Source organism: Aeromonas sp. ANP5, from assembly GCF_963870295.1.
Classification (GTDB): domain Bacteria; phylum Pseudomonadota; class Gammaproteobacteria; order Enterobacterales; family Aeromonadaceae; genus Aeromonas; species Aeromonas veronii.
In genome coordinates, this window is sequence record NZ_CAWMRY010000036.1 from 46,407 (window position 1) to 52,619 (window position 6,213).

Annotated in this window: 7 protein-coding genes; 5 read left to right on the top strand and 2 right to left on the bottom strand. The window is 61.2% G+C overall.

The features are described from left to right. Nucleotides 1-80 precede the first annotated feature (80 nt). The 3 genes from AACT07_RS17995 to AACT07_RS18005 all read left to right on the top strand — a co-directional run bounded on the left by AACT07_RS17995 (nt 81) and on the right by AACT07_RS18005 (nt 1,660). Nucleotides 81-485 carry a nitrous oxide-stimulated promoter family protein gene (locus AACT07_RS17995; RefSeq protein WP_005356534.1) on the top strand — a complete coding sequence of 135 codons (405 nt, stop codon included), beginning with the start codon at nt 81-83 and terminating at the stop codon, nt 483-485. Nucleotides 486-597: 112 nt separating this feature from the next. Continuing rightward, complete coding sequence (locus AACT07_RS18000; protein WP_069529288.1) at nt 598-1,095, top strand: GNAT family N-acetyltransferase; 498 nt, start codon at nt 598-600, stop codon at nt 1,093-1,095. A gap of 97 nt (nt 1,096-1,192) precedes the next feature. Further along, a complete protein-coding gene (locus AACT07_RS18005) occupies nt 1,193-1,660 on the top strand; it encodes an outer membrane lipoprotein (RefSeq protein ID WP_005340126.1) in 468 nt (155 codons plus the stop codon). A gap of 81 nt (nt 1,661-1,741) precedes the next feature. On the opposite strand, the gene amt is transcribed toward AACT07_RS18005, so the two are convergent. Beyond that, nucleotides 1,742-3,169, bottom strand: a complete 1,428-nt coding sequence (gene amt / locus AACT07_RS18010; RefSeq protein WP_069529290.1) for an ammonium transporter — start codon at nt 3,167-3,169, stop codon at nt 1,742-1,744. A 505-nt stretch (nt 3,170-3,674) separates the two neighbouring features. Between amt and AACT07_RS18015 the strand changes: the two genes are divergently transcribed. Then, entirely contained in the window at nt 3,675-4,598 is a 924-nt protein-coding gene (locus AACT07_RS18015; protein ID WP_069529292.1) for a GGDEF domain-containing protein, read from the top strand. A 90-nt stretch (nt 4,599-4,688) separates the two neighbouring features. On the opposite strand, the gene AACT07_RS18020 is transcribed toward AACT07_RS18015, so the two are convergent. Continuing rightward, entirely contained in the window at nt 4,689-5,312 is a 624-nt protein-coding gene (locus AACT07_RS18020) for an outer membrane beta-barrel protein (RefSeq protein ID WP_069529298.1), read from the bottom strand. Nucleotides 5,313-5,563: 251 nt separating this feature from the next. On the opposite strand from AACT07_RS18020, the gene AACT07_RS18025 reads away from it, so the two are divergent. Continuing rightward, a complete protein-coding gene (locus AACT07_RS18025; RefSeq protein WP_069529294.1) occupies nt 5,564-6,202 on the top strand; it encodes an exopolysaccharide biosynthesis protein in 639 nt (212 codons plus the stop codon). The last annotated feature ends 11 nt before the right edge of the window (nt 6,203-6,213 follow it).

Consider the following 6,213-nt stretch of genomic DNA (forward strand, 5'->3'; position numbering starts at 1 on the left):
GGGCCTGCGGGCCCTGTTTTTTATCCCCCCTTTTGACCTGTATCAACACCCAAAGCGAGCAGGTCAGGAGAATGGCGGCCATGAAAAGTCATCATGCCAGCCCAGCCCGGGGCTCACACGCCGCAGCCAGCAAAAAGGCGAGTGACCATCCCAGACTCATGCGCGAGCAGCAGACGGTCAGCGCCATGATCCGCCTCTACTGCCAGCACCATCATCAGGATCCCCATTGCCGCCACTGTCGCCAGTTGCGGGATTTCGCCCATCAGCGCCTTCGCCGCTGCCGTTATGGCCACGGCCACAAACCCACCTGCGCCAATTGCAACATCCACTGCTACGCCCCGGCGATGCGCAAACAGATCCAGCAGGTGATGAAGTGGAGCGGCCCGCGCATGTTGCTGCGCCACCCCTGGCTCACCCTCCGCCATCTGCTCGACGGCTTGCGCAAAGCGCCCAAACTGCCCCAGAGCCGCCCCCTGCCGCCATAGCCGCCAATCCCTTGCATCCGGTAGGGGATGACCACTACCCTATGACTCCTTTTTTGCCGTTGACCCCAAGGTCAGCGGCGTTGCCGATCCGTTTGCTGCCGATGGAGTCCTGATGCACCACAACCCGCCCCTGCTACGCCCCGCTACCCACCATGACATGCACACCATCTGGCAGATCGATGCCAAGGTGTTTGGCGAAGATGTCTATCCCGCCTTCTTCTTCCGTCAGGCGATGGATTTGTGGCCCGAGTTGTTGCTAGTGGCCGAATACGAGGGGCAGCTGGTGGGTTATGTGCTGGGGGGATTCGGTCAGGAGCGGTCGCAAGGCTGGGTACTCTCGCTGGCGGTGCTGCCCGAGGCGCGCGGTTTTGGTCTGGCCGAGCGCATGATGCGCCAGATGGAGGCCAACCAGCAGGCGCTGCAGATCAGCGAACTGCGGCTCACGGTCGATCCGGCCAATCCGGCCCAGCGCCTCTACTACCGGCTCGGTTACACATTGCAGGCAGAAGTAGCTGACTATTTCGGCCCCGGAGAAGACCGTCTGCTGCTGGTTAAAACCCTCTCCGGTACAGCTGCGATTCAAGGACAAAACCGGTTACAGAACGCATAATTGGTTACATTTTGCCGATTTCATGTGTGACGGGGTTGGAGTAAAGTTCACTCATCAACCGGATTGTTCAAATTACGTGCAGCCCAGGAGGCCCACCATGTTGAAGCGTATGACCCTTATTGCCCTGCTGGCAGCAACCACCATCACCGGATGCGCCAACAGTGACGTTTACTCTGGCGATGTTTACACCAAAGACCGCGCCAAACAGGTGCAGACCGTCAGCTACGGCACCATCATCTCCACTCGCCCGGTGAAGATCCAGGCCGATGAGAACTCCCTGATTGGCACCATTGGCGGCGCCGTAGTCGGCGGTCTGCTGGGCAGCACAGTCGGTGGCGGCACCGGACGCGACATCGCAGCCGCAGGCGGCGCCATCGCCGGTGCAGCGGCAGGTAACGCCATCGGCAACAAGATGAATCAGGTCGACGGCGTCGAGCTGGAGATCAAGAAAGAGAACGGTGAAGCCATCGTGGTGGTGCAGAAAGCCAGCCCCACCTTCACCCCGGGCGCCCGTGTGCGCATGACCCAGGGCAATGGCAGCATCAACGTGGCCGTCGTGAATTAAGCGTGTGAACTCAGGCTTTGCAGCTCTCGAGTCATAAAAAAACCGCCGATCCGGCGGTTTTTTGTTGTCTGGCATTCGGGATTACATGCTGTAAGCCTTCTCGCCGTGGGAGGTAACATCCAGCCCTTCCCGCTCGGCATCGCCGTTCACCCGCAGACCCACCAGCATGTCAACCACCTTGAAGGCAATCGCCGCCACGGCACCGGACCAGAGGATGGTCACGCCAACCCCGATGGCCTGGATCTTCACTTGTCCAAGGATGGAGTAGCCCTCGGCAACCTGATTGGTGACATAGTCCCACACCCCGGTACCGCCCAGATCCGGGCTGGCAAAGACGCCGGTCAGCAGGGCGCCGAGAATGCCGCACACCCCGTGTACGCCAAACACGTCCAGACTGTCATCGGCCCCTAGCATGCGCTTGAGACCGTGGACCCCCCACAGACCCGCCACGCCACTGATAAGGCCCATCACCAGACCACCGCCCACACCGACGAAACCGGCTGCCGGGGTGATCACCACCAGACCGGACACTGCACCAGAGGCGGCCCCCAGCAGGGAGGGACGTCCCTTCATCACCCACTCGGCCAGCGTCCATGACAGAGCTGCCGCAGCCGGCGCCACCCAGGTGTTGATAAAGGCGAGTGCGGCAATACCGTTGGCTTCCAGCGCGGAGCCCGCGTTGAAACCGAACCAGCCGAACCAGAGCAGGGAGGCACCGATCATGGTCATGGTCAAGCTGTGGGGGGTCATGGGATCACGACCGTAGCCCAGACGCTTGCCCACCAGATAGGCACCCACCAGACCCGCCACGGCGGCGTTGATGTGCACCACTGTGCCGCCTGCAAAGTCCAGCGCACCATGCTGGAACAGATAACCGGCCGTTGCAGTCGCTGTGGCGGCAGCCTCGGCGCTGGTATAGGCATCCGGACCTGCCCAGTACCACACCATATGAGCCAGCGGGATATAGGCGAAGGTGAACCAGATCACCGAGAAGAGCAGCACGGCAGCAAACTTGATGCGCTCGGCGAACGCCCCCACGATAAGGCCGCAGGTGATGGCGGCAAAGGCCCCCTGGAACACCACATAGATCAGCTCGCTGATCCCGACCCCCTTGCTGAAGGTGGCGGCGATGGAGTCAGGGGTTACACCCTTGAGCAGCACCTTGCTGAAGGAGCCGTAGAAATTGCCCCCCTCGGTAAAGGCCAGCGAATAGCCGTAGATCACCCAGAGCACGCAGATGAGGCAGAACAGGGTAAAGACCTGCATCAGCACGCTCAGCATGTTTTTGGCCCGCACCAGACCACCGTAGAAGAGGGCCAGACCGGGGATCGACATCAGGATCACCAGCGCCGCCGAGAGCAGCATCCAGGTGTTGTCACCCTTGTTGATTGTCATGGCGGCAACCGGTGCCACCGCAGTCTGTACCTGAGCGACCTCTTCGGCCCAACTTGGGGTAACCAGCAAGGCAGGCAACATCGTCAGACCCGCCATCATCCATTTTTTGACCATAGAGCACTCTCCTTCCCTGTCGTACCGGTACAAGACCGGCTCCGTTTCCCTGATTGAATCTGTGGCGAACCGCAAGGTGTTGCTGCAACCCGCCAGAATCACACCCGCGCCCGGCACGGGGATGTCTCTTGCCACTTCCTCATCACTGCGTCTGCCGCCGATGACCGCAAGAGACCGTCTGACATGTAAAAAGCATAAAGCGGGCCACAAATATAAATCCTTTTAAATCAATGCATTAGTAAGAACGCGCATCATCAACGCACCAATTTGGCGCATGAGCTGCGCTAACCTGCCCAGGGTCGCCCTGTCACAGGGCAGGCGATACTTCACGCACCAGAAGTGCGCAAACCCTGAGCCAGCCCACAAGCTGACGTCATCGATATCGCGCGCTGCGGGCCCGCTCGTTTACACTGACAGACCAGCCGTTTCCTGTTATCCGACCACGGCATGCCATTACGCAGCCTCTTGTTTGCAACCTGATGGCAGTCCCAATCCGAGGAACACCATGCAGTTCGATCGTCTCGACATCAGCCTCTCCCACTACCGTCATCTCGACCGGGAGCATCGCGCCCACATCGCGCTGCTGGGGATAGTGATGCTGGCCATCATGGCCCTGCATCTGTTGCTGCTGCCCCACTTCCCCTACGAGCGCTTTTACGCCGTCAGCTTTGGCTTCGAGGTGATCAACTGGCTCACCATGCTGTTCCTGTTCTGGGTGGTGCAGTGCGCCCACCTGCCCACCCACACCTACCGCATGCTCTCCTGCGGTCTGATGTTGTGGATCATGGGGGCCACCGCCGACATCATGGATGAACTGGTGGCGCAGCCACTCTGGCTCGCCATCTATGCCGAGGATCTGCTGCGCTCCAGCGGCATCCTGCTCAGCAGCATCGGTATCCTGAGCACCATGCACCACCTCTTCCACATCAATACCCAGCTCAGACAGCAGGCGCTGTTCGACGATCTGACCCGGCTGCCAAACCGGCGCTACTTTCATCAGCAGCTGTTTCTGGAGCAGGGGATTTGCCACGCCCTCATCCTGCTGGATCTGGATCACTTCAAGGGGATCAATGACAACTACGGCCACGATATCGGGGATCGGGTGTTGCAGCAGTTTGGCGAGCTGTTGCAACAGCACTGCCCGCCCGGTGCGCTGGCGGCCCGTGTCGGGGGTGAAGAGTTTGCCCTGCTGCTGCCCGTCGCCCACGAAGCCGAGCTACAGCAACTGGCCAACACCCTGCTCACTGCGACCCGCACCATAGCCCCCGACCCGGCCCATACCATGACGGTCAGCCTGGGAGTGGGGATCCGCGAGCCCAAGGAGCCGGCAGTCTCGCTGTTCAAACGGGTGGATCAGGCGCTTTATGGCGCCAAGGAGGCGGGTAGAAACTGCGCGGTATGGGCGATGCCGACTAATAAAGAGGCGTAAAGAGCTATAGGTGGAGTGCCGATCACGGCGGAACATTGCTGCAGAAACAGGGGCCCGAGGGCCCCTGTTTCATGGGAAAAATCCCCTCGCCTAAAAGCGGAAGGTAAGACCGATATTGGCCTGCCACTGGGTTACCAGCTCCCCGCGCACCTTGAATACGCACTGCTCCGGGTTGCAGAGAAACTGGTTGTTGTCGTTGACCAGCGAGCCATAACCGCGCACCTCGGCCCGCAGCGCCAGATGCTCGGCGAGGCGCGGTTGCACCCCGAGCGCCAGCGACATGGAAGGTGCCACTTCACTGTCGTAGGCGGCAAAACGGGTCACCCCGATCCCGGCGCCGATATAGGGCGCCATCAGGTTGTCAGAGAGGGTCAAGGCACCGGAAAAGTGCAGGGTATCGACCGTCAGGCGATCCGGCAGGTCGGGAGAGAGAGTGGTGGACTGATGGCTGTAGAGCAGTTCAATCATGCCGGGATCATCCACCTCCTTGCTGATAAAGAGGCCCCAGCTGCCGGAGCCCTGCCCCTGCAGTGAATCGAGCGAGGCCGAGACCGGCACCGGCTGCACCACATCGTCACTCTTCTCGAAGTCGATGGCTGAGCTGTAGCCGAAAAATGGCGTCACCTGCCAACCGGATGTGGTCGCGGCCTCGCTACTCCAGGCCTGCCCCAGTGGCAGCAACAGCCCCATCATCACGATCCCGGTTCTCTTCATCATCATCCCCTGCTCCCTATGTGATTGTGCAGAAAGCATACCAGAGGCGTCCTAGGCCCATCCTAAACGGCGGCTGTACCGGATCACTTTCATCGCGGGATTTCCCTCTCGCCGGAACCTCCGCCGAGCCGCACCACTGGCGCAGCTACGCGCCCCAGCCACCATTCATCGACGGTTAACCTCTGCCACGTATGCTGGCGCCAAATCGGGTCATCGGGGCCCGTTATCACTACTCAAAAGGACATCAGGGAATGGTTGCCGCGCAACTTCACGACCCCCAAACTACCCTCGCGGATACCCTGCGGGCCACCGCGCATGCCATCGACGAGAGCCACATCAGCCTGCGCCAGATGCTCGCGCTGGTGGGCGAGCAGGGCATGCTGCTGTTTTGCGTGCTGCTCACCGTCCCCTTCCTGCTGCCGGTCTCCATTCCCGGGGTCAGCACCCCGTTTGGCCTGTTGATCCTCTTTATCGGGATCGGCATCACCCTCAATCGGGTGCCCTGGCTGCCCGCCATGCTGATGGAGCGTCGCTTCGCCGCCGACCAGCTCAAGCCGACCCTGCACAAGGGGGCGGATCTGCTGGCCCGGGTCGATCGCGTTATCCGCCCACGCCTGCTGGTTCTGACCGGCAGCAACACGGTCAACCGCTGCAACGGCCTGCTGATCATGCTGGCCGCCCTGCTGCTGATGCTGCCCCTGGGCGCCATCCCGTTCACCAACGCCATGCCTGCCTGGGCCATCCTGCTGCTGGCCACCGGCATGTTGCAGCGGGACGGTCTGTTCGTCGCCAGCGGCTATCTGCTGGTAAGCGCAACCCTGGTCTGGTTCAGCGTGCTGGCCATCGGCTTGCTGATGGCGGGCCAGAGCGCCAGCGGCCTGCTCGGCTAACCCCGATGTGT